The 251-nt window shown below is 50.2% G+C and carries 1 tRNA gene and 1 rRNA gene; both read right to left on the bottom strand.

The features are described from left to right. Nucleotides 1–15 precede the first annotated feature (15 nt). A tRNA-Glu gene (locus ATB78_RS28075) sits at nucleotides 16–91 on the bottom strand. Between the two features lie 88 nt (nucleotides 92–179). Further along, a 16S ribosomal RNA gene (locus tag ATB78_RS28070) occupies nucleotides 180–251 on the bottom strand; the annotation flags it as partial.

Below are 251 nucleotides of genomic sequence, written 5' to 3'. Positions count from 1 at the left end.
GAGCTAACGACCCAATGGTATCCCGTAGGGGAGTCGAACCCCTGTTACCGCCGTGAAAGGGCGGTGTCCTAGGCCTCTAGACGAACGGGACACTGGATTGAAGATATTGGGATATCTTCGTCTCTTTACTTATAAACCATATCAATCTGTGTGGACACTCATCGTGAGTAATCATCGTTTAAGGAGGTGATCCAGCGCCAGGTTCCCCTAGCGCTACCTTGTTACGACTTCACCCCAGTCATGAACCACAA

It is taken from the genome of Vibrio sp. CUB2 (assembly GCF_001557945.1).
GTDB classification, from domain to species: domain Bacteria; phylum Pseudomonadota; class Gammaproteobacteria; order Enterobacterales; family Vibrionaceae; genus Vibrio; species Vibrio owensii.
Note: the sequence above shows the minus strand (reverse complement) of the source record. Positions and strands in the feature narration are given on the sequence as shown.